Raw genomic sequence first — 20,581 nt, forward strand, 5'->3', positions numbered from 1 at the left:
GCCGCGAGGAGGTGGCGCAGCTCGCGTTCATCTCGACCGAGTACTACACCCGTCTGGAGCAGGGCACAGGCATCACGCTCTCCGGAGTGTCTGGCTGCCAGGCCGGCGATGACCAGCACCGCGGCCAACGGGATGCCAGCGAAGACCAGCATCCGCAGGTCGCGGACGGACCTTCCCGCCGAGCAAGGCCGGCCCTTCCGCCCGGCACGGCCGGCGGTGCAGGTCAAGGAGGCGCCCTGGGCAGTGGCGACCTGCTGGCCGGGCCAGCAGGAGGGCCGTCCTAGACGCTGAGGTGGGTGCGCAGGGTGTGGGCGTCCGGAGCGGTGGCGGTCCACAGTGTTGCCGGACCGCCGGCCAGCGGCAGTCGAACGACCGTCGCGTCGGGCCCGACGTGCGCCGGTTCGGCGGGTCGCGACGGGTCGACCACCAGCAGGGATCCGGTGGCCGGCGCGCCGTCGAGCACCGCGGGCCCGGCCCAGCCCGGCGCGTGCGGTCCCACCGCAAGGGACTGGCGCAGCAGCGGCCGACCGGCGTAGTCGACCTGGGTGTGCACGACGGCCCCACCGGGCGCCTCGTCGTACCGGCCGCAGATCAGCTCGTCGCGCCAGCGCAGGCTCGCCCCGGCGGCCAGCTCGATCCGGGACTCGGCGAGGTGCGCGCAGCCGGCCGCCGCCACCAACTGTTCCGGAAGCCAGTGCAGCGTGGCTGCTGCGTGCACGACCGCCCGCACCGCCATCCGGGAGACGGCACCGGGCCGGCCCGGTAGGGCGATCGACGCGGCGACGGTGTGCACCCGGACCGCCGCTCCCGGCCCCACCTCGATGTCCAGCCGCAGATCGTCGCCGGCGATCGGCCCGGCCGCCCCGCCGACGAGGTGCACGGTCGCAACACCACCGTCGGTCGGGGTCTGGCGCAGCAGCAGCGGCGTCTCGCCGTGCACCTCGACAAGGACCGTCCCGCCCCGACCGTCGGCCCGAGCGACCAGCCGGGCGGACGCCCGCATCAGAGCGGGCCGACCGGCACGGCCAGTGGGTGCGCGGTGGCGTGGTGGGCCAGCTCGTGCCGGATCCAGTCGGCGACCCGACTCGCCGTCGGGTCGCCCACGATGGACAGGAAGACGGTCGGCAGGTCGCCACGTCGGGCTCGCGCGTCGCGATCCATCACGGCGAGGTCCGCCCCCACCATCGGCGCCAGGTCCGTCTTGTTGATCACGAGGAGGTCGGCGGCGGTGACGCCGGGTCCGCCCTTGCGCGGCACCTTGTCCCCTCCCGCCACGTCGACCACGAAGATCTGCCGATCGACAAGACCCCGGCTGAAGGTCGCGGTCAGGTTGTCCCCACCGCTCTCCACCAGGACCAGGTCCAACGGGCCGACCGTCTCGGCCAACTCGTCCACGGCGTCCAGGTTGGCGCCGATGTCGTCGCGGATCGCGGTGTGCGGGCAGCACCCGGTCTCCACGGCGCGGATCCGCGCCGGGTCCAGCACTCCGGCCCGCCTGAGGAAGTCGGCGTCCTCGGTCGTGTAGATGTCGTTCGTCACCACGCCGAGTTGCAACTCGTCGGCGAAGGCACGGCAGAGCGCGGCCACCAGTGCCGTCTTGCCCGACCCGACCGGGCCGCCGATGCCGACCCGTAGGGCACGACCCGCGCGCGCCAGCGGCGGATGCGGGTCGACCCCTGGTTCGGGATGGGTGTGCGGGACGCTCTCGTCGTGCGGTTCGCCGTTCGGTGACGGCGTGATCGGCTCGACAGCGGGCCCAGCGCTCGGCACAACAGTGTCAGGACGCAAAGAGACGCACCTCCCAGGTGGCATGGATTTCGGCATGGATGTCGGCGAGTGGAGCGGCCGCGGCCGGCAGCCGCTCCGGTGGGTCGTCGGCGGCCCGCGCCGCGTCGGCGGCCGTGCCGTCGCAGACGTCGGCAAGACCGACAAGCAGGGCCTGGACCCGGTACGGGTCGAGGCCGAGCAGGCGTACGCCGGCGCTGGCCGCCCCGGTCAGCGTCCCGTACGCGGCGATCGTGGCGGTCTCGACGCGGGACAGCCCGGCCGCGGCACAGAGCAGCCCCAGCACCAGCGGTTGGTGTACGCCGCAGGACGTCGCCGGCAGGTCACCGAACGGCGCGTCCGGCCAGACGGCCCGGCCGGCGCGCAGCAGCGCTCGACCCTGCCGGCGGGAAACCGTCCGCAACGTCGGCGACGCGGTACGCGCGTCCAGCTCCACGTCGAGCTGTGCCAGCGCGTCGGACCGTCCAACGAACCCGGCAACCGCCGCCCGGTGTGCGGCCGCCGCGAAGGCCGCGCCGACCAGCCCGGCGGTGGCAAGTCGTCCGGCCAGGAACGCCTCCAACGAGGCCAGGTCCCTGACCCGGCCCGCGGCGACGGCCGCTTCCAGGCCACCGGAGTGCGCGTGCGCCCCGGCCGGGAAGCGTCCGTCGGCCAACAGCAACAGCAGGCTCGGCGTGGCCATCAGAACAGGAAGTACCGCTGGGCCATCGGGAGCCGGGTCACCGGGTCCGGCTCCACCACCACCCCGTCGATCCGGACCGTGAAGGTGTCCGGGTCCACCTCGATTCGTGGCATCGCGTTGTTCTCCGGCAGGTCGGCCTTACCCCGCGACCGCACGTCGCGCACCGGCACCACCCGGCGTCGCACGTCGAGGCGGAGCCCCGCCTCCAGGGCGGCCGGTGCCACGAAGGCCAGGCTGGTCGCGGCCGCCGCCGCGCCGTACGCGCCGAACATCGGTCGCGGCAGCATCGGCTGCGGCGTCGGGATCGACGCGTTCGCGTCACCCATCTGGGCGTACGCGATCATGCCGCCCTTGAGCACCAGGTGCGGTCGTACGCCGAAGAACGCCGGGTCCCAGAGCACCAGATCGGCGAGCTTGCCCGGCTCGACCGACCCGACCTCGTCCTCCAACCCGTTGGCCATCGCCGCGCAGATGGTGTACTTCGCGACGTACCGTCGGGCCCGGTGGTTGTCGGCGGCGCCGTCGCCCGGCAGCGCGCCGACCCGGTCCTTCATGACGTGCGCGCTCTGCCAGGTTCGCATGATCACCTCGCCGACCCGGCCCATGGCCTGCGCGTCGGAGCCGATGATGGAGATCGCGCCGAGGTCGTGCAGCAGGTCCTCGGCGGCCATGGTGGACGGTCGGATCCGGCTCTCGGCGAAGGCCAGGTCCTCCGGCACGGACGGGTTGAGGTGGTGGCAGACCATCAACATGTCCAGGTGCTCGGCGAGGGTGTTGGCGGTGTACGGCCGGGTCGGGTTCGTCGACGACGGCAACACGTTCGGCTCACCGGCGACGGTGATGATGTCCGGTGCGTGCCCGCCGCCGGCGCCCTCGGTGTGGTACGAGTGGATGGCCCGGCCGCCGATCGCGCGCAGGGTGTCGGCGACGAAACCAGCCTCGTTGAGCGTGTCGGTGTGGATCGACACCTGGACCCCGGACGCGTCCGCCACCCGCAGGCAGGCGTCGATCGCCGCCGGTGTGGTGCCCCAGTCCTCGTGCAGCTTGAAGCCGCCCGCGCCGGCCCGCAACTGCTCCCAGAGCGCCTCGCTGGAGACGGTGTTGCCCTTGCCGAGCAGCAGCACGTTCACCGGCAGCGTGTCCAGGGCCTCGTGCATCCGGGCCAGGTGCCAGGCGTTCGGGGTGACGGTGGTGGCCCGCGTCCCCTCGGCCGGGCCGGTGCCGCCGCCGACCATCGTGGTGATGCCACTGGCGAGCGCCTCGGTGACGATCTGCGGGCAGATGAAGTGCACGTGGGTGTCCACCGCGCCGGCGGTCAGGATCCGACCGTTGCCGGCGATCACCTCGGTGGCCGGGCCGATGACCAGGTCGGGGTGCACGCCGGGCATGGTGTCCGGGTTGCCGGCCCGGCCGAGCGCCACGATCCGCCCGTCGCGCAGCCCCACGTCGGCCTTGATCACACCCCAGTGGTCGAGCACCACGGCACCGGTGATGACGGTGTCGAGCGCCCCTTCGGCGCGGGTCGCCCGGGACTGCCCCATCGACTCGCGGATCACCTTCCCGCCGCCGAAGACCGCCTCGTCGCCGCCCACGCAGTGGTCGGTCTCCACCTCGATCAGCAGGTTGGTGTCGGCCAGCCGGATCCGGTCGCCGGTCGTGGGCCCGTACAGGTCGATGTAGCGGTCCCGCCGCACGGCGCTCACCGCGGGGACCCGTCGGCCGTCGGCGTGTTCGGCGGCGGGTCCAGCGGCCCGGCGCACTCCCCCCGCAGTCCCGCGACGACGCGCGCTCCCCCGAACGGGACGAGGTCGACGCTGCGGCTGATGCCCGGCTCGAACCGGACCGAGGTGCCCGCCGGCACGGCGAGCCGTTGCCCCCAGGCGGCGTGCCTGTCGAACGCCAGCGCCGGGTTGGACTCGGCGAAGTGGTAGTGCGACCCGACCTGTACCGGCCGGTCGGCGGTGTTCACCACCAGCAGTGTGGTCACCGGACGACCCACGTTGATCTCGACCGGGCCGGCGGCCGGCAGGATCTCCCCCGGGATCACGGGATCGGGTGGTGCACCGTCACCAGCTTGGTGCCGTCCGGGAACGTCGCCTCCACCTGCACCTCCCTCAGCAGCTCGGGGATGCCGTCCTGGACGTCGTCACGGCTGAGCACGGTCCGGCCCGTCGACATGAGGTCGACCACCGACTGACCGTCGCGGGCCCCCTCCAGCAGGAACGCGGTGATCAGCGCGACCGCTTCGGGATAGTTGAGGCGCAGGCCGCGCTCGCGGCGGCGGCGGGCGACATCGGCCGCGACGTGGACGAGCAGGCGGTCCTGCTCGTGCGGGCTGAGAAACACGGGCTTCTCCCGGTGGGGTAAGCGTGCCCGGCTCGTCGTCGGCTCCGCAGTGAGCCGAGCCGGGCAGCAGGACACCCGGGATGACGAGCTGGAGTCACACGACCGCCGAGCCGCCGCCGACGGGTCGACCCGGGACTCCACCATCCCGGCCCGAACGACGGGCAACCGGCGGTGTCGGTCGGATGCGGACCGCACCGCCCACCGCTGAGCAGACCGTAGAGGATCGTCGCGGGCCGAGGCAACAGTCCGAGGCGGATCGCACCGGTCCGCGACCGGATGCCGGTCCGTGTTCCCGTGGAGCGGCGGGCAGGAGATGATCGCCCGATGACAGCGACGAGGGGCGGGCAGGCCGATGGTCGATGATGACGTGGCGCAACTGGCCGAGATTTGGGGACCTCCAACCTGTTCCGCTCCGGTCCACGCTGATCGCCTGGCTCAGTTCGCAGGTGTCGTACCTGATCTACTTCTGGCCTGTTGGCGTACGTACGGCTTCGCCGGCTTCGGTGACGGATCGTTCTGGTTGTGTGATCCCGAGCTGTGGCAGCCGGCGGTTGACGCATGGACCAACGGCCTTTCCCTACCGGAAGAAGAACGATGGATTGCCGTGAGCCGCAGTGCGTTCGGCGACATGCAGGTGTGGGGGCAGCAGACGGGCTCACGGTTGACGATCACCGCGCAGTACGGGTGGGTGGTCCACACGGATCGGGCGGGCCGCGCGATGTCGGACGATCGCCGCGATGACCGGCTCTACGCGCTGTTGATGTGCCAGGACCGCCGCAGCGTCGACCTTCACGGCGCGGACAGGAAGCCGTTGTTCGATCGGATACTCGCACTGCGTGGTCCGGTGGGCCCCGACACCATCTATGGTTTTGTCCCGGCCCTGGGTCTCGGCGGGGCGCTGCGTCCCGACCGGGCCGAGATCTTCGACGGACCCGTTCATCTGGAGCTGCTCGCCGAGCTCTCCGCGCGTCGCATCCTGGACAAGGAAGACCTCCTGCACATGTGGATCGGTCAGTGACCGGCGCAGACGCCGCCGACGGCCGCCGACCAGGTCGGCGTTGATGGTGTGGCGGCCGGTGCGGGCTACCGACACGGGCCTGATGGGACGTACCGCGCGCCTCCTGACCAGTGAGCCGACCGACGATGCCGGATGGCCTGCCGACCTGCCGGCCGGTGTGACGGACGTGGTCATCGTCGAGGACACTCCCAGCCCGACAGCCACTCTGACGGTGCAGACCAGCGGGGACGCCGCGCCGACGAGTACGCGGGTCAGGTTTGACCAGCTCGCGGTGCACGATGCAGTCGTAGAAGGGTGACTGCGGTGTCAATGGGTGTTGTTCAGATCATGGTCGTCGGACTGGCTGTGCTTCTGCGACTGACGACGTTCGGCTGGTACGCCATCATCGTGACCATCGTGAGCGCTTTCTCGCTCGGCACCGTGCCCGCGATCGTGCTGGGGCCGCTGATCTACGCCGGATTCTCGGCGCCACCGTCTGCGTGGCCCCTTCTCATCACGGCCGACGTCCTGCTCCTGGTGTGTGCGTTGACCTTCGAGGACGGCGGCGACAACGGGGGCGCAACCCCGCTGGAGGTGCTCACAGGCCGTCGTGGACTGTCCGGTCGCGCCACGGACAGCGCGTTCCGGGTCTGCGGCAGCGCCTACCTACTGACCCTCCCGGCACTGGTGGCCTGGACAATCGCCGGTTAGCCGGCGGCGGCCGGTGAGCGTGTCGCGACGGGCTGCGGCGCCGGCACTCCGGTGAAGGGGATGTCGACGTGGTCGGCGGCCCCGGGCTGGCCGTCGGGGTGTCGCCACAGGCCCCGGTCCCGCAGGATCGGCAGCACCCCCTCGCCGAACCAGTACGCCTCCTCCAGGTGCGGGTAGCCGGAGAGGATGAACTCGTCGATGCCGAGGGCGTGGTATTCGGCAATCCGGTCGGCGACCTCGGTGTGACTGCCCACCAGCGCGGTGCCGGCCCCGCCACGGACCAGCCCGACTCCGGCCCACAGGTTGGGTGCGACCTCCAGGCCGTCGCGGGAACCGCCGTGCAGGTCGAGCATCCGGCGCTGCCCCTCGGACTCGCTGCGGCGCAGCCCGTCCTGCACCGCCCGGATGTCGGCCTCGGCGATGCCGTCGAGCAGTCGCCGGGCCTGCGCCCAGGCCTGCTCGGCGGTGTCCCGGGCGATGACGTGCAGCCGGATGCCGAAGCGCACCTCGCGTCCGGCGTCGGCGGCCAGCGCCCGGACCCGCGCCAGTTTGGCGGCGACCAGTGCCGGCGGTTCACCCCAGGTCAGGTAGACGTCGCTGTGCCGCACCGCCACCGGCAGCGCGGCGGCTGAGGAGCCTCCGAAGTAGACAGGCGGGACCGGGTCGGGCAGGCGGTGCAGCCGCGCCTGCTCGACGCGTACGTGGGTGCCGGCGTAGTCGACCGTCTCGCCGCGCCACAGGGCGCGCGCCACGTGCAGGAACTCGTCACACCTGGCGTACCGGGAGTCCTTGTCCAGGAAGTCGCCGTAGGCCCGCTGCTCCTGCGACTCGCCGCCGGTGACCACGTTGAGCAGCAGCCGGCCCCGGGACAGCCGTTGGAAGGTCGAGGCCATCTGTGCGGCGAGGGTGGGTGAGGTCAGCCCGGGTCGGAAGGCGACCAGGAACTTGAGGCGCTCGGTCACCTCGGTGAGCATCGCGGTGCTCAGCCAGGCGTCCTCGCACCAGGCACCCGTCGGGGTGAGCGCGCCGACGAAGCCGAGTTGCTCGGCGGTGCGGGCGATCTGTCCCAGGTACGCCACGCTGGCCGGGCGGGCTCCTCCGGCGGCGCCGGTCGGTACGCCGTGTCCGCCGCCGACGATGTCCCGGCTGTCGCCGTTGGTGGGCAGGAACCAGTGGAAGGTGAGGGTCATCGCGGCTCTTTCCTCCAGCGGGGACGGTCGGCGCACGCGGTGAGGCGGGCACCTCCTGAGGGGTGGGACGATCGCGCCGACAGCCTACCCATAAAACCTATCGGGTTAGTAGGCTACCGCCCACGCACTCACGCCGGTCGACGCGGCCCGGCACACCTGCCCACCCCAAGGAGCCGCCATGCGTACCCCCTCGGTCCGCCGTCCCCCGCACCACGGTCGCCTGACCACCGCCGCGCTGACGACAGTGGCCGTGCTCGCCACGGCCGTCCTGAGCGCCTGTGGGGGCTCCGCCGACGCGGGCGACGACGCGGGCAAGCTCCGGATCGGGTACCAGCGCTTCGGCGGCCTCAGCCTGGTCAAGGCGCGCGGCGCCGCGCCGGACGTGGAGTGGTCGCTGTTCGAGAGTGGCCCGGCGCTCACCGAGGCCCTCAAGGCCGGGTCCATCGACATCGGGCAGGTCGGCGAGGCGCCTCCCGTCTTCGCCGCGGCCGGGAAGATTCCGTTCTCCGTCATCGGGACCTCGGCGCCGATCCCGCAGGGCGAGGCCGTGCTCGTCAAGGCCGACCGCGGTTACCGCAGTTTCGCCGATCTGAAGGGCAAGACGGTGGCCCTGAACAAGGGGTCCAACGTGCACTGGCTGCTGGTCCAGTTGCTCAAGGCGAACAACATGACCTTGAAGGACATCCAGGTCAAGTACCTCAAGCCCGCGGAGGGGCGGCCCGCGTTCGACGGCGGCCAGGTCGACGCCTGGGTGATCTGGGACCCGTACTTCGCCCTGGCCGAGCAACCGGGGGTCCAGGTGCTCGCGGACGCGACAGGTCTGGCCAGCAACCGCGAGTACGTCCTGGCCGCCCCGGACGCCGTCACGAAGCGCTCGGACGAGGTCCGGGCCTTCCTCCAGCACTACCGTGAGGTGACCGACTGGGGTATCGCCCACCCCGAGGAGCGGGCCGCGACCCTCGCACCGGAGCTGAAGATCCCGCAGGACGTCACCAGCCGCGCCCTGGCCCGCAGCGCCCGGCCCCTCGCCCCGGTCACCCCGGCCATCGGCGACGAACTCCAGGCGATCACCGACAGCTTCATCGCCCTGGAACTCATCCCCGGGCCGGTCGACCTGCGGTCCCGGGTCGACGACCGGTTCAGTGCGGTCTTCCAATGAGCCGCAGCACGCTCGCCGAGGCCCCCGGCGAGGTCGTGACCGCGGTGCCCGGCACGCCTCGACGCTCCCGCCCGGCCCGGCGCTACCGGCGGCTGATCAGCCCGGTGGCGCTGGTCCTGGGGTGGGAGTTGGCCGCCCGGACCGGGCTGCTGGCACCGGAGAAGCTGCCCGCGCCCAGCGACGTCCTGGCCACCGGCTGGCGGCTGACGCGGGACGGGACGCTCCTCGTGCACCTGCTGGACTCCCTCACCCGTGCCGGGGCGGGGCTACTGATCGGCGGTGTCCTGGCGCTGATCCTGGGCACGGTGGCGGGGCTGCTGCGGCTCGGCGACGACCTGGTCGACCCACCGGTGCAGATGGCCCGGATGCTGCCCCACCTGGGCCTGGTCCCGTTGCTGATCATCTGGGTCGGCATCGGCGAGTCACTCAAGATCAGCCTGGTGGCCCTCGGCGCGTTCTTCCCGATCTACTTCAACACCTACGCCGGCATCCGGGACATCGACGAACGGCTGGTGGAGGCCGCCCGTACCTGCGGGCTGGGGCAGGCCGCCCGACTCCGGCACGTGGTGCTGCCCGGCGCGCTGCCGTCGCTCTTCCTCGGCCTGCGGCTGGCGATCGGCGCGGCCTGGCTCAGCCTGGTCGTCGGCGAGCAGGTGAACGCCCAGACCGGGATCGGGTTTCTGATGATGGAGGCGCGGGAGTTCAGCCAGACCGACGTGGTGGTGCTCGGCCTGCTCGTCTACGCGCTGCTCGGGCTGATATCCGACCTTGCGTTGCGGGTGGCGGAGAGGAGGATGTTGACATGGCGTCGCGGATTGCGGGCCACCTGACCGGTACGACGCCGGTGTTGACCGCACACGCGGTGCACCGGGCGTTCGGGCCGACCGTCGTGTTGGCCGGAGTCGACCTGACCATCGCCCGGGGCGAGGTGGTGGCCCTGCTGGGCGGCAGCGGCTCGGGCAAGAGCACCCTCCTGCGGATTCTCGCCGGCCTGGACGGCGAGGCCAGCGGCGAGATCGTCGTGCACGGCACCGCCGCCGTGGTCTTCCAGGAGCACCGGTTGCTGCCGTGGAAACGGGTCGCGCCAAACGTCGGGCTCGGGCTGTCCGGCGCGGACACCGCCGCTCGCATCCAGCGCGCGCTGGCCGAGGTCGGGCTCGCCGAACGGCACCGCTCCTGGCCGGCCGAGCTGTCCGGTGGGCAGGCGCAACGGGTCGCCGTCGCGCGGGCCCTGGTCCGCGAACCGGACCTGCTGCTACTCGACGAGCCGTTCGGGGCGCTGGATGCGCTGACCCGTCTGCGGATGCAGGTCCTGCTGCGTCGGCTGCGCGCCGAGCACGGTTTCGCCGCCCTGCTTGTCACCCACGACGTCGAGGAGGCCCTGTTGCTCGCCGACCGGATCCTGCTCCTCGACGACTGCCGCATCGCCGCCGACCTGCCCGTCGACCTGGCTTCCACCCGTACCCCGGACGACCCGGCCTTCGGCGCGCTGCGCCGACACCTGCTCGACCGACTCGGCGTTCCCACCACCTGACGAGCGGAGACCCGATGACCCGCTGGACCCCCGACCCCACCTTCTACCCCTCCCCTCGGGAGGCGGTGACCGCGCCTGCGGAGAAGCTCGCCTACGTGGCGGCCTTCGACCGTACGGCCAGCCGCCCGGACGCCATCGTGGTGCTGGACACCGACCCCGACTCCCCCGACTACGGCCGGGTCGTGGGCTGGACCGACCTGCCGCACCTCGGCGACGAGCTGCACCACTTCGGGTGGAACGCGTGCAGCAGCGCGCTCTGCCCGACCGCCCCGCATCCGCACGTCGAGCGGCGCTACCTGATCGTGCCCGGTCTGCGGTCGTCGCGGATCCACGTCATCGACACGCAACCCGATCCGCGCCAACCCCAGGTGGTCAAGGTGATCGGGCCGGAGGAGCTGGCGAAGAAGGCCGGCTACTCGCGTCCGCACACGGTGCACTGTGGTCCGGACGGCATCTACCTCTCCGCCCTCGGCGGCGCGGACGGCGCGGAGGGGCCGGGCGGCATCGCCGTCCTCGACCACACCACGTTCGAGGTGCGCGGAGCGTGGGAGTCCGACCGGGGTCCGCAGTTCCTGGCGTACGACGTGTGGTGGCACCTCACCCAGGACGTGCTTGTCACCAGCGAGTGGGGCGCCCCGTCGATGATCGAGGACGGCATCGTCGGCGAGTTGCTGCTGGGCCGACGCTACGGCCATGCGATCCACTTCTGGGACCTCGCCAAGCGCCGACACGTGCAGCGCGTCGACCTGGGCGATCAGTACCAGATGCCGTTGGAGCTGCGCCCGGCGCACGACCCGACGAAGTCGTACGGGTTCGTCGGGGTGGTGATCAGTGTTGAGGACCTGTCCGCCTCGGTGTGGCTGTGGCACCGCGACGGGGACGCGTGGGCGGTCACCAAGGTGATCGACATCCCGGCCGAGCCGGCCGACCCGGCGGACCTGCCCGACCTGCTCAAGCCGTTCGGCGCGGTGCCGCCGCTGGTGACCGACATCGACCTGTCGGTCGACGACCGGTTCCTCTACGTCTCCTGCTGGGGCACCGGCGAGCTACGCCAGTACGACGTCAGCGACCCGCTGCACCCCGTGCAGACCGGCTCGGTACGCCTCGGCGGGATCGTCCGCCGCACCGCGCACCCGTCCGCCCCGGACGAGGCCCTCGCGGGCGGGCCGCAGATGGTCGAGGTGAGCCGGGACGGCCGGCGGGTCTACGTCAGCAACTCCCTCTACGGGGCCTGGGACGACCAGTTCTACCCGGACGGGGTGGGGGCCTGGCTGGCGAAGCTCGACGTCGACACCGACGCCGGCGGGCTCACCCCCGACGAGAGGTTCTTCCCGCACGGGGAGGAGTTCCGCGGGCTGCGGGTGCACCAGACCCGGTTGCAGGGCGGGGACGCGTCCTCCGACTCGTACTGCTTCCCGTGACCGTCACCACCTGGGTGACGCTCGCCGCGCTCGGCGCGTTCCACGGTCTGAACCCGGCGATGGGCTGGCTGTTCGCGGTGGCCCGGGGCCTTCAGGAGCGCAGCCGGGCGGCGCTGCTGCGGTCGCTGCCGCCGATCGCGGCGGGGCATCTCGCCTCGGTGGGTATCGTCGCGGCGCTGGTGACCGCGACCCGGTCGGTGACGGCGAGCACCGCCCTGGCGGTGGGCGGCGGTGTGCTGCTCGTCGCGTTCGGGCTGTGGCGGCTGCTCTCCGAACGGCACTTCCGCTGGGCGGGGATGCGGTTGTCCTCGGCCCAGCTCGCCGGCTGGTCGTTCCTCATGTCGTCGGCGCACGGCGCGGGGCTGATGCTGCTGCCGCTGCTGGTGGCCGAGCCGGTGCCCGGCAGTCACGCCGGGCACCTGGCCGCCGCGCCGGTGGGCGCGCTGTCCGGGCTCGCGGCGGCGGGGGTGCACACCGTCGCGATGCTCGGCACCGCAGTGGTCGTGGCGGTGCTCGTCTACCAGGTGCTCGGGGTCGGGGTGCTGCGTCGGGCGTGGTTCAACGTGGATCGCCTCTGGGCCGGCGTGCTGGTCGCGGCCGGGCTGGTGACGCTCATCCGGGCGTGAACGACCATCGTGGACGGAGCCGACGTATGGTCTGATGTTTCCGTGACTTCACCCACTCCCCTCATGCGCCTGGTGGCCGGTGTCTGGGGGTTCAAGACCCTCGCGGCCGGCGTCGAACTCGGCCTGTTCACCCGGTTGGCCGGCGGGCGGACGATGACCGTCGACGAGGTCGCCGCCGAGTTCGGGCTGCCCGACCGTCCGGCGGACCTGCTGCTGGCCGCCAGTGCCTCGCTCGGCCTGCTGGAGAAGGCCGGCGACGGCTACCGCAACTCCGAGTTGGCCGAGCAGTTCCTGGTCGAGGGTCGCCCGTACTACTTCGGCGCACAGGTCCGCTACTCGGATCTGCGCACCTACCTGCCCTGGCACCGCATCGGCGACGCCCTGCGCACGGATCGACCGTTGACCTGGGACCCGGAGGCCCAACAGTCGATGTTCGACACCGCCGACCCGGAGATGCTCGCGCAGTTCTGGGACGCGATGTTCTCCACGTCCAGTTTCACCGCCAGCGCGTTGGCCGACGCGTACGACTTCTCCGCGCACCGCCGGCTGCTCGACGTGGGCGGCGGTGCTGGCGCGTTCCCGATCGAGTTCTGCCGCCGCCTGCCCGACCTGCGGGCCACCGTGCTGGACCTGCCGCACGTCTGCGTACGGGCGCGGGAGCGGATCGCCGAGGCCGGCCTGACCGGGCGGATCGACGCGGTCGCCGGTGACTTCCTCGCCGACCCGGCGCTGCCGGGCGGGCACGACGTCATCCTGCTCAGCATGATCCTGCACGACTGGGACGAGCCCACCAACCGGGCGCTGCTGGCCCGCTGCCACGCGGCGCTGCCACCCGGCGGGGCGATAGTCGTGTGCGAGCTGCTGCTCAACGACGAGCGCACCGGGCCACCGGAGGCGGCCCTCATGGGCATGAACATGCTCGTCGAGACGGAGGGCGGGCGCAACTACTCGGGCGCGGAGTACACGACCTGGCTCTCCGACGTCGGTTTCGTCGACGTGCGTACCGTGCCGTTCGACGCCCCCGGCGCCAACGGCGCGGTGGTGGCCCGCCGGCCCTGACCGACGGGGACACCCGGCCCCGGTGCGAACCCTGGGCCGGGTGTCGTGGCGTCCGATCGGCTACCGGTACCGGTCAGGCGCGAGCCTTGGCCGGCTGCTTCATGAATTCCATGATCGCCTTGTTGACGTCGTCGGCATTCGTCCACGGAAGACCGTGCGGCGCGCCCTTGAGCGTGATGAACTTGGCGGTCGGCATCATCGGCCCGAGCCGCTGGCCGGTCACCGGGTAGGGCAACACGTTGTCCTTGTCACCCTGCATGATCAGCAACGGCACGTCGACCTTCGGCAGGTCGGGGCGGAAGTCCTCCTGCCAGGCGGTCACACTGTCATGGGTGCCCTTGGCGGACGCCATCGCGCCGATCTGCCAGTGCGCCCGGTACGCCTCCTCGCTGGCCAGCTTGCCCTTGTTCTCGCTGTAGTTGAAGAACGCGTCGCAGAACTGGGTCAGGTAGGCGAACCGGTCCTTGATGATGGCGTCCTGGAAACCCTTGAAGAGGCTCCGGTCGACACCCTCCGGGTTGTCGTCGGCCTTGGCCAGCATGGGTTGCAGCGGGCTGAGCACCACCGCCCGGCTCACCCGCTGGGAGCCGTAGTTGGCCAGGTAGCGAATGACCTCGCCGGTGCCCATCGAGTGGCCGATGAGGGTCGCGTCGCTCAGGTTCAGCTCCGTCATCAACACGTCCAGGTCGGCCGCGAACGTGTTGTAGTCGTACCCGAACGTCGGCTGGGCCGAGTTGCCGAACCCGCGTCGATCGTAGGTGATCGTCCGGTATCCGGCGTTGAGCAGCTGGGTGGTCACCTTCTCCCAGGTCGCCCCGTTGAACGGGAAACCGTGGATCAGCACCACCGGCTTACCGGAACCGTGGTCCTCGTAATACAGGTCGATGGGTGCGGAGTTTTCCGTCCCCACGGTGATGAAAGGCATGTTTGTCTCCTGCTCCGGTCTCGGGCTGTCGGACGTCGCGGCTTTCCCGCCGAGTCCGCGGATATGCCGGCGAGGGGATTCGCCCAGGCGGGACGGACAGGGGTGTTCCGATCGGGCCACGACGGCCTAGCCTCGGAGCGTGAGCCTCTCTCCCCGGCTGCGGGCCGTCAGCGACCTGCACATCGCCTACCCGGAGAACCGGGCGTTCGTCCAGGAGCTACGCCCGGACCACGACGGCGACTGGCTGCTCGTCGCCGGCGACGTGGCCGAGCGGTACGCCGACATCGAGTGGGCACTGGAGCTGCTGAGCACCCGGTTCGCGAAGGTCGTCTGGGCGCCGGGCAACCACGAGTTGTGGACGCCGCCCGACGACCCGGTGCAGTTGCGCGGCGAGGCGCGCTACCAGGAGCTGGTCCGGCTGTGCCGTGGGCTGGGCGTCGTCACCCCGGAGGATCCGTACCCGGTATGGGACGGCGTGGGCGGCCCGGCCACGATCGCCCCGCTCTTCGTGCTCTACGACTACACGTTCCGGGTGCCCGAGGCGAGCACCAAGCAGGAGTCACTGGATCTGGCGTACAAGGCCGGGGTGGTGTGCACGGACGAGGCGCTGCTGCACCCCGACCCCTACCCGAGCCGGGAGGCGTGGTGCGACGCCCGGATCACCGAGACCGAGCGCCGGTTGGCCGAACGCGACCCGGCCCTGCCGACAGTGCTCGTCAACCACTATCCGCTGGTCCGCGAGCCCACCGACGTGCTGTGGTACCCGGAGTTCGCCCAGTGGTGCGGCACCGTCCGCACCCGCGACTGGCACCTGCGCTTCGGTGCGGCCACGATGGTCTACGGGCACCTGCACATTCCTCGCACCACCTTCCACGACGAGGTGCGGTTCGTGGAGGTCTCACTGGGCTACCCGCGCGAGTGGCGGCGGCGCGGGTCGGTGCCCGATCCGGTCCGCACCATCAACCCGGCGGAGGACCTGCGCCGGCGCTCGTCCGTCAGCGGGTAAGACCCACCACCGTCGCCAGTCGCGCCACACCGGCCGGCGCCTGCCGCGCGCGCTGCGCGCGGGCTGCGCGCCGGCCCGAGATCAACTCGGTTTTAACGAACTCGCGGTGTCCCGGTGGCTCCGACACCCCGACATCACCAAAACCGAGTCGATCATCATCGCTTTTCCCAACAGTCGGGAGGCTGACCCGGCTACTCAGGGACGGACGCCACCGGGGAAGGTACATCTCACTGGTCTTCACCAAGTCGTGCTACCTGTCCGCCTTCCGCCGTTTGTCCAGCCGGGATACCTGCCTCGATCAAGATGCGGCGGTAAACCGGCTCCCAGCCAGTCGGAACAGTCAATGCATCCCAGACGCCGTCTGGAGGGACGAGACGACGCTCGACCATCTCGTGCTCCGGCGTCCACACGTCCAGGCGGACATCGGCGCACCACAGTGCCCGCACCAGCACGAGACCCTGTTCTGGCCCCCTCCTGCACAGCCCACGGCTGAAGCCCAGCAATCGGCAGCTGAGCACCGTCGCACACGCCTCTTCGCTCACCTCACGGGCCAGGGTGTCCGACCAGTCCTCGCCGGCCTCCGGGCGTCCACCCGGGAGCTGCCAGTGCTTGCCGTCATCGCTGACCAGGATCACCTGACCATCGACCAGGCAAACCCCGGTCGATCCATGTGGAGTGCCAGCGGGAGGGTTCGACGGGGGATACCAAGAGGACTGCCAGTGGTCGCCAGTCGTGATGATGTCTACGGCTTCCCCGTCCGTTGCGACGTGCACCACCCGATGCTGCCCGTTGCCGACCCAACCCGTCTATCCGGTTACGGCGTGATCTCTCCGCTTCCGCCCGGCCGATCAGCGGGTAAGACCGACAACCGTCGCCAGTCGCGCCACACCGACCGGCGCCGGCTGCGTGCGGGCAAGATCGGCGATCAGGGTACGCGCCAACGACCGGCACCGAACCTCAGCCGGCGCGACACTGTCCGCGTCCACCTCCTGTGCGTCCTCCGTGCGCTGAGGTCGAGACGAGTCGAGACGGGTCGCGGCGGCGAGCGTCGCAGCCACCGCGAGCGCGAGATCGACTCGGTTTCAGCGAAATCGCGGTGTCCCAGCGGCCCGGACACCCCGGCTTCACCAAAAACGAGTCGATCATCAGCGCTTTCCCAACAGTCGGGAGGCTGACCCCGCTACTCAGCCCGCCCGGCGAGCCGACGACCGGGTTTCCCGGCGGCCTTCGGGATGCTGATCGTCGGCCAAGGCGTCGCTGAACGCTCGCAGCCCAAGGCGCGGTGCCAGCGCCCCGGCAAGCCAGGTGACGTGGTCATCCCCCGCGGCCAGCCCAGCGCGGGCGACAGCGCACCAGTCCTCACGATCAAGCAGGGCAAGGTAGCCGTCCAGGACTCGTTCTCGTCCTCCCTCGGACCACGCCATTCGTTCCGCCGCTGCCCGATGCAGATACTCGGCCAGTTGCGCAGCGATGACAAAACGGCTTGCCGACGGCTCCAGACGGCCGGCGTGTTCACAGTAAGCCTGTAGGACGGCTGGGGCGGGCGGATAGTGATCGAGCGTGATACCCATGCCGCCGCTGTCGGCCATGATGGTCAACAGCAGGCCGGTATGGTCGATCAACTCACGGTCGGGGTTCGGCCCGGTGATCGCCTCATGCAGGTGTGCGGCGGTGGCGACGTTTCCGGCAAAGTAGCGGTTGAGGTAGTCGCCATCGCACGCACGACGCAGCATCCACGGTCGCGCCCCGGTGTTGCCCACCTTGCACAAGGACTCCACGACATACACCCGTCCCCAACCCGTGACCCGTTCGGCCAGCCACAGCAAGGCGTCCGAGCCGCCACGCCGTCGTTCCAGCGCGTGGGCGGCCAACGGACCGAAGCGGTTCGACAACAGCCCGATCGTCTTGATCAGTGCGATGTCGTCGTCATCCCACACGGTGCCCAGCAACGCCAGGCCAACAGTCGCGGCGCAGCGATCGGTGGCGTACCGGACAAGCCATCGACCGGTCTCCCGGACTCGGTCGGCGTCGACCCGACAGCCCGCGGCCGCGATGTGTTCGTTGGGGTGGATCGGAACATCGAGGTCATGGAACGCCCCGGCGAGATCGACTGGAGCGGTGGACGGATCAGCGAAATGCGCGTCCAGAACGGCGGCGACGTCAACGCCTCGGCGGCGCGGGTCCTCCGGCCCCCGAGGACGCGACTTCCGACCTCGATGCTGTCCGTCGTCCGGATACGGCTCACCGTCACGGAACAGGGGCGAGTCGGGATCCTCGCGATGCAACCGCACCGCGTAATCGAACAACGACATCTGGGATCCGAGCTGTCCAGGCTCGGGTGTCACGCTCACCGGCGGACGGAGGACTCGATTCTGGTGATCATGCAGCGATGATGCCAGGCGCTCCAGTCCACCAGCAACCCCGTTCAGGATTGGTTGGCCTCCAAGCCAGGTGTCGACAAGCGTGCGGCCCGAACCGGCCGTACCGGCTCTTCAAGGCCGAGTGAGGCCGACCAACGTCGCCAGTCGCGTCACGGCTCGGTCGTCCCACTGTCCCCCGTCAACAGAGAACACGAAGCGGGGCATCGATCGCAGAACGCGTGAATACACTTCGGCGTACAGACCGACTCGTCCGTCGTCCACCAGATCGGAGCCCTGGTCAAGGATTTGGCCTGGATATGTTCTGGTGTCATCTGCAGCTGGACGAAACTGGGCCGTCAGCGCATCCGTCGTCGCAACAAAACCCGATGCCGCCCGAGCGTTTGACGAGTTGAATGTCAATGGTCGTCCGATTGGCGACAGTCAGTGTCATTCACTCGGGCGCGGCACGATTAATGTGCTCTCGGGGTTAGCTGGTCCTGCTGGTTCGCATGATCGCGTGGGTCTGTCCGAAGTCGTAGCCGAGCGGGAGCAGGCCCACGTAGCCGGGGGGAATCTCCGCGTGGGAGCCGTCGCAGGTGGTGGTGTGGAACACGTACCACCTCGTGCTGGTCAGGTTGTAGACGAAGTCGTCGTCGAAGGTCTGCAGCTTGATACACGTGTTGCGGGGCGTGTTACCGGCGTACGGCGGCTCCGAGGCAGAGTTCCAAACGTCACGCAGGCAGAACTGCGGGCTGTCATAGCATTCCGCAGGAGCCGCCTGAGCCGGAGTTGTCGCCACCAAGGCGCCAGCTCCGATCGACAGCAAGAAAGTGGACAGGCCTGCCATGAGCCTTCGCTTGACGATCATTCGTCCTCCTCGTCATGCTGATTTCCGCCCCCGCTACTGATAAGACGAAGGTCGGCTTACATTGTGACAATGTAAGCCGTTCAATGAGATTTGGCTACCCCGACCCCTGTCGGCCGTCTCGACAATCTTGTTCTTTCGGATCGGCGGCCGGGGCGAGGGTTTCATGACCGTCGTGGCCGGCGTGCGGCGCGATGTGAAACGCAGGAGCACCGGGACGCCGGGCTTACCCGGCCGGGCCACGTCGAACAGCAGGCCATCAGGTGCCTGCACCGCAGGTGGAGGCAGGGGCTGTCCTACACCGTGTCTCGCACGGTTGCCGACAATGCCCTGCGGGTAGGTATCCATGGTGGACCAGGAAGTCCGGCCGACGACCTGCGCCGGCGCTCGCCCGTCAGCGGGTAAGACCGACCACCGTCGCCAGTCGCGCCACGCCGGCCGGCGCAGGCCGCGCGCGGGCGATCTCGGCGATCACGGTACGCGCCAACGGCCGGCACCGAACCTCGGCCGGCGCGACGTGATCCGCGTCGACGAGGGCACGGGCAGCCCCGCGCAGGTCACCCATCTGGAGGTACGCCCGCGCGAGGTCGAGCAGGTACGCGCCCCGATACTCGGCCGGCAGCCGCCGCCACCCCTCCCGCCGCACCACTGTCGAGTGCCGACGCACCGCCTCGGCGGCGTCACCCCGTTGCGCCGCCAGCAGCACCCGGGTCAACTCGACGGCAACCGGCCCGAAGCTGGTGCGGTGCTGATCGTCGTACCCCCGAAGGTTTGCGGCGACGCCCGCGGCCCGGTCGGTCAGCTCGTCGGCGCGGCGGTGCTCGCCGCACCCGCCAGCGGCCAGTGCCGCCTGGAGCAACAGCGTCCCACCCACCGCGCGCTCCCCCGCGCTCCCGGCCCCGCTTCGACGATCATGAGGTTGACGGGGGATTTGATCTCTCCACGGCCCGCCAACCTCATGATCACCGGGGTTAGATGGGGACGCAGCGGTAGGCGGCGGGAGGATGCAGTTCCCGCCGGTTAGGGTCGCGGTCAGGGCTAGGCGGTCGCGGCCCGACGCGCGCAGCGCCTGCCCGACCGACACGGCCGCCGTCGCCGCGAGCGTCTTGTCGTCTTTGGCGGCGGCCATCGCGCGGTCAGCGGCGAGCCACCCGAGGTCGGCCTCGCCGAGCTTGACCAGCAAGGCCGAGGTGATCCGGTACGCCTGCACCAGCAACTCCGGTGACCGCGCGCCCTGGACGACGTCGAGCAGAGCCGGCAACGCCCGCGCCAACTGCGCGTAGTCCGCGTGCTGGTAGGTCAGCCAGGCGTACCCGATCTGCCTTCTTGTCTCACCCGTCGTCTGCTCTGGGGCCTGCGGTGTGTCGTAGCAGGCAAGAGCGGCCCGGATGTCGTCGACCCCATCGACAGTGCCGACCGGTGTGCGCTGCGGCCCCTGACTGAGCAGCACCTCGGGGTTGACCCGCAGCACCTCGGCCAACTCCTGGATCACCGAGTACCGGTCCAGGGAGCGCACACCCCGCTCGACCTTGTCGACCCAGCTCTTCGACCGACAGAGGCGGTCCGCGAGCTGCTGCTGCGTCATCGAGCGCCGCACCCGCCACCGCGCGACCCGCCGGCCGATCGGCAGGTCATCGGTTGTCACGCCGCCACCGCCGATCCGGGACCGCACGGGTCGTGTCCTCCACCGGTAGGCGCTCCGCCTCCGCCTGCGCCAGGAGTCGCTGCTTGGCAGCCTCCTGCTCGGCCGCCTCGGCCTGCTCGCCCTTGCTCGCTGCCTCGTCGCCCTGCCTGCCCGCCTCGGTCAATCGACCCACCACAAGTCCTCCCTCTGTAGGGCCTTCGTGGACAGGACTCGGATCGCAGACAGCGTCGAACTTCGGCTGGGCGCTCGTGTCCTGTCTGGACGACAGGT

The 20,581-nt window shown here is 70.7% G+C and carries 22 protein-coding genes and 1 pseudogene; 10 read left to right on the forward strand and 13 right to left on the reverse strand.

All coding sequences use genetic code 11. From position 1 onward, the window contains the following. Nucleotides 1–284, forward strand: a pseudogene (locus AB0F61_RS27290) (hypothetical protein); the annotation flags it as partial. On the opposite strand, the gene AB0F61_RS27295 reads toward AB0F61_RS27290, so the two are convergent. The 6 genes from AB0F61_RS27295 to AB0F61_RS27320 are packed head-to-tail and all read right to left on the reverse strand — an operon-like array spanning nt 281 to nt 4,813. Continuing rightward, a complete protein-coding gene (locus AB0F61_RS27295; RefSeq protein ID WP_357815083.1) occupies nt 281–1,003 on the reverse strand; it encodes an urease accessory protein UreD in 723 nt (240 codons plus the stop codon). The pseudogene AB0F61_RS27290 and the gene AB0F61_RS27295 sit on opposite strands and share 4 nt — an antisense overlap. Continuing rightward, complete coding sequence (gene ureG / locus AB0F61_RS27300; protein ID WP_357815243.1) at nt 1,003–1,740, reverse strand: urease accessory protein UreG; 738 nt, start codon at nt 1,738–1,740, stop codon at nt 1,003–1,005. The genes AB0F61_RS27295 and ureG overlap by 1 nt, the downstream gene beginning before the upstream one ends. 37 nt (nt 1,741–1,777) lie before the next feature. Further along, nucleotides 1,778–2,467: an urease accessory UreF family protein gene (locus AB0F61_RS27305; RefSeq protein ID WP_357815085.1), complete on the reverse strand. Its 690-nt coding sequence runs from the start codon at nt 2,465–2,467 to the stop codon at nt 1,778–1,780. Next, entirely contained in the window at nt 2,467–4,170 is a 1,704-nt protein-coding gene (locus AB0F61_RS27310; protein WP_357815087.1) for an urease subunit alpha, read from the reverse strand. Before AB0F61_RS27310 ends, AB0F61_RS27305 begins: the two co-directional genes overlap by 1 nt. Continuing rightward, complete coding sequence (locus tag AB0F61_RS27315; RefSeq protein WP_357815090.1) at nt 4,167–4,514, reverse strand: urease subunit beta; 348 nt, start codon at nt 4,512–4,514, stop codon at nt 4,167–4,169. The genes AB0F61_RS27310 and AB0F61_RS27315 overlap by 4 nt, the downstream gene beginning before the upstream one ends. Further along, nucleotides 4,511–4,813, reverse strand: a complete 303-nt coding sequence (locus AB0F61_RS27320) for an urease subunit gamma (RefSeq protein ID WP_355029767.1) — start codon at nt 4,811–4,813, stop codon at nt 4,511–4,513. The genes AB0F61_RS27315 and AB0F61_RS27320 overlap by 4 nt, the downstream gene beginning before the upstream one ends. 352 nt (nt 4,814–5,165) lie before the next feature. Here AB0F61_RS27320 and AB0F61_RS27325 point away from each other — a divergent pair, with 352 nt between their 5' ends. Beyond that, a complete protein-coding gene (locus AB0F61_RS27325) occupies nt 5,166–5,831 on the forward strand; it encodes a GAD-like domain-containing protein (protein ID WP_357815093.1) in 666 nt (221 codons plus the stop codon). Between the two features lie 345 nt (nt 5,832–6,176). Continuing rightward, nucleotides 6,177–6,521, forward strand: a complete 345-nt coding sequence (locus AB0F61_RS27330; protein ID WP_357815096.1) for a hypothetical protein — start codon at nt 6,177–6,179, stop codon at nt 6,519–6,521. Here AB0F61_RS27330 and AB0F61_RS27335 read toward each other — a convergent pair. Next, on the reverse strand, nt 6,518–7,711 hold the full coding sequence (locus AB0F61_RS27335) for an LLM class flavin-dependent oxidoreductase (RefSeq protein WP_357815099.1): 1,194 nt from the start codon (nt 7,709–7,711) through the stop codon (nt 6,518–6,520). The two genes, AB0F61_RS27330 and AB0F61_RS27335, sit on opposite strands and share 4 nt — an antisense overlap. Before the next feature lie 178 nt (nt 7,712–7,889). Between AB0F61_RS27335 and AB0F61_RS27340 the strand changes: the two genes are divergently transcribed. From AB0F61_RS27340 to AB0F61_RS27365, 6 genes are read left to right on the forward strand one after another with little or no spacing between them, the layout of a single operon-like run. Next, on the forward strand, nt 7,890–8,870 hold the full coding sequence (locus AB0F61_RS27340; protein ID WP_357815102.1) for an aliphatic sulfonate ABC transporter substrate-binding protein: 981 nt from the start codon (nt 7,890–7,892) through the stop codon (nt 8,868–8,870). Beyond that, nucleotides 8,867–9,700 carry an ABC transporter permease gene (locus AB0F61_RS27345; protein ID WP_357815104.1) on the forward strand — a complete coding sequence of 278 codons (834 nt, stop codon included), beginning with the start codon at nt 8,867–8,869 and terminating at the stop codon, nt 9,698–9,700. The genes AB0F61_RS27340 and AB0F61_RS27345 overlap by 4 nt, the downstream gene beginning before the upstream one ends. Continuing rightward, on the forward strand, nt 9,673–10,404 hold the full coding sequence (locus AB0F61_RS27350; RefSeq protein WP_357815106.1) for an ABC transporter ATP-binding protein: 732 nt from the start codon (nt 9,673–9,675) through the stop codon (nt 10,402–10,404). The genes AB0F61_RS27345 and AB0F61_RS27350 overlap by 28 nt, the downstream gene beginning before the upstream one ends. Before the next feature lie 14 nt (nt 10,405–10,418). Beyond that, complete coding sequence (locus AB0F61_RS27355; RefSeq protein WP_357815110.1) at nt 10,419–11,825, forward strand: selenium-binding family protein; 1,407 nt, start codon at nt 10,419–10,421, stop codon at nt 11,823–11,825. Next, nucleotides 11,822–12,451, forward strand: a complete 630-nt coding sequence (locus tag AB0F61_RS27360; protein WP_357815112.1) for a hypothetical protein — start codon at nt 11,822–11,824, stop codon at nt 12,449–12,451. The genes AB0F61_RS27355 and AB0F61_RS27360 overlap by 4 nt, the downstream gene beginning before the upstream one ends. A 42-nt stretch (nt 12,452–12,493) precedes the next feature. After that, nucleotides 12,494–13,510, forward strand: coding sequence for a methyltransferase (locus AB0F61_RS27365; protein ID WP_357815115.1), 1,017 nt, complete (start codon nt 12,494–12,496; stop codon nt 13,508–13,510). Between the two features lie 73 nt (nt 13,511–13,583). Here the strand turns inward: AB0F61_RS27365 and AB0F61_RS27370 are convergent, their stop codons facing one another. Further along, on the reverse strand, nt 13,584–14,435 hold the full coding sequence (locus tag AB0F61_RS27370) for an alpha/beta hydrolase (RefSeq protein WP_357815117.1): 852 nt from the start codon (nt 14,433–14,435) through the stop codon (nt 13,584–13,586). Between the two features lie 139 nt (nt 14,436–14,574). Here AB0F61_RS27370 and AB0F61_RS27375 point away from each other — a divergent pair, with 139 nt between their 5' ends. Continuing rightward, entirely contained in the window at nt 14,575–15,441 is an 867-nt protein-coding gene (locus AB0F61_RS27375) for a metallophosphoesterase (RefSeq protein ID WP_357815120.1), read from the forward strand. Between the two features lie 227 nt (nt 15,442–15,668). Here the strand turns inward: AB0F61_RS27375 and AB0F61_RS27380 are convergent, their stop codons facing one another. The 5 genes from AB0F61_RS27380 to AB0F61_RS27400 form a co-directional block, all read right to left on the reverse strand. Then, the gene (locus AB0F61_RS27380) at nt 15,669–16,217 is read right to left on the reverse strand and encodes an NUDIX domain-containing protein (RefSeq protein WP_357815122.1); all 549 of its coding nucleotides are present in this window, start codon (nt 16,215–16,217) and stop codon (nt 15,669–15,671) included. 408 nt (nt 16,218–16,625) lie between these two features. Then, nucleotides 16,626–17,753: a hypothetical protein gene (locus AB0F61_RS27385; RefSeq protein WP_357815125.1), complete on the reverse strand. Its 1,128-nt coding sequence runs from the start codon at nt 17,751–17,753 to the stop codon at nt 16,626–16,628. Nucleotides 17,754–18,288: 535 nt separating this feature from the next. Continuing rightward, nucleotides 18,289–18,669, reverse strand: a complete 381-nt coding sequence (locus tag AB0F61_RS27390) for a hypothetical protein (RefSeq protein ID WP_357815127.1) — start codon at nt 18,667–18,669, stop codon at nt 18,289–18,291. A 391-nt stretch (nt 18,670–19,060) separates the two neighbouring features. Beyond that, nucleotides 19,061–20,311 carry a helix-turn-helix transcriptional regulator gene (locus AB0F61_RS27395; protein ID WP_357815130.1) on the reverse strand — a complete coding sequence of 417 codons (1,251 nt, stop codon included), beginning with the start codon at nt 20,309–20,311 and terminating at the stop codon, nt 19,061–19,063. Then, nucleotides 20,298–20,483: a hypothetical protein gene (locus tag AB0F61_RS27400; protein WP_357815133.1), complete on the reverse strand. Its 186-nt coding sequence runs from the start codon at nt 20,481–20,483 to the stop codon at nt 20,298–20,300. The genes AB0F61_RS27395 and AB0F61_RS27400 overlap by 14 nt, the downstream gene beginning before the upstream one ends. Nucleotides 20,484–20,581 lie beyond the last annotated feature (98 nt).

Source organism: Micromonospora sp. NPDC023888 (assembly GCF_040639415.1).
Classification (GTDB): domain Bacteria; phylum Actinomycetota; class Actinomycetes; order Mycobacteriales; family Micromonosporaceae; genus Micromonospora.